Annotated in this window: 1 protein-coding gene; it reads left to right on the forward strand. The window is 71.9% G+C overall.

The window, feature by feature from the left end:
• Positions 1-258 precede the first annotated feature (258 nt).
• Positions 259-1,504 (forward strand): IS110 family transposase (locus tag AB0I15_RS66845; RefSeq protein ID WP_358121208.1); only part of this gene is annotated, 1,246 nt, incomplete at its 3' end.

Here is a 1,504-nt window from a genome sequence, read left to right on the forward strand (position 1 = left end):
CGCTCACTGGTGCACCATCCTTGTGTCGGTAGTCGAGAGACTGCTGATGCACCCGAGGTGCCGCCGGGTCACCGCCCTGCTCGCTCGACCACTTGAGGTCCAGGATGAGTTCTGCGGGATCCGGTGGCTGCTCGGGGCGTGCCGACCGTCGACAGGGCTGAGCGCCGCCGAGCGCCGAACAGTGAGCTGACTGGCAGTCGCGCCCCGACACCGAGAAAAGGGTGCCTCCCCACTGGGTCTAGCAGCGGAGAGGCTGTCATGCAGTATGCCCCCACCCCGTCCCTGCCCGCCACCGCGCCGAACGGCGTGACCGCAGGTCTGGACTGGGCCAGCACCGATCACGCGGTGTGCGTGGTCGATGCGGCCGGCAAGGTGAGCGACCGCTTCACCGTCGAGCACACCGGGGCCGGGCTGAAGCTGCTCACCCGCCGCCTGGCTCAGGCCGGCGCGTGCGAGGTCGCCATCGAGCGCGGCGACGGCCCGGTCGTCGAGGCCCTGCTGCAGGCCGGCCTGACCGTCGTGGTGATCAGCCCGAACCAGATCAAGCACCTGCGCAAACGCTACGGCTCGGCCGGTAACAAAGACGACCGGTTCGACGCCTATGTGCTGGCCGACACCCTGCGCACCGACCGGGCCCGGCTGCGTCCCCTCACACCCGACAGCCCGGCCACCGCCACCCTGCGCTCCACTGTCCGCGCCCGCCGCGACCTGGTCACTCACCGCGTCGCGCTGTGCAACCAGCTGCGCGCCCACCTGACCACCGCCTTCCCCGGCGCGATCGGCCTGTTCGCCGACCTGGACAGCCCGATCAGCCTGGCCTTCCTGGCCCGCTTCGACTGCCAGGACCGCGCCGACTGGCTGAGCGAGCGCCGCCTGGCCGCCTGGCTCAAGAGCGCCGGCTACTGCGGCCGCAAGGATCCCGCCGTGCTGCTGGCCCACCTCAGCAACGCGCCGCGCGGCGTGACCGGCGACGACGGCAGCGCCCGCGCGCACGCCACCCGCGCCCTGCTCGCCGTCCTGACCAGCCTGGTCGAGCAGATCAGAGCACTGGAGGGGCAGATCAGCGAGCAACTCGCGCTGCACACCGACGCCCAGGTGTTCACCTCGCTGCCCCGCTCGGGCACCGTGCGCGCGGCCCGGCTGCTGGCCGAGATCGGCGACTGCCGGGCCCGCTTCCCCGACCCGGCCGCCCTGGCCTGCCTGGCCGGCGTCGCGCCCTCCACCCGCCAGTCCGGCAAGCACAAAAGCGTCGGCTTCCGCTGGGCCGTCAACAAGCAACTGCGCGATGCGGTCTGCGACTTCGCCGCCGACTCCCGCCGCGCCAATCCCTGGGCGGCCCAGCTCTACAACGCCGCGATCGCCCGCGGCAAAGACCACCCGCACGCCACCCGCATCCTGGCCCGCGCCTGGCTGTATGTGATCTGGCACTGCTGGCAGGACGGCCTCGCCTACGACCCGGCCAAACACGGAGCCCTCCAGGCCCTCCTCAAACAAGATCAACCGG

The organism is Nonomuraea sp. NPDC050643 (assembly GCF_040654715.1).
Lineage (GTDB): Bacteria > Actinomycetota > Actinomycetes > Streptosporangiales > Streptosporangiaceae > Nonomuraea.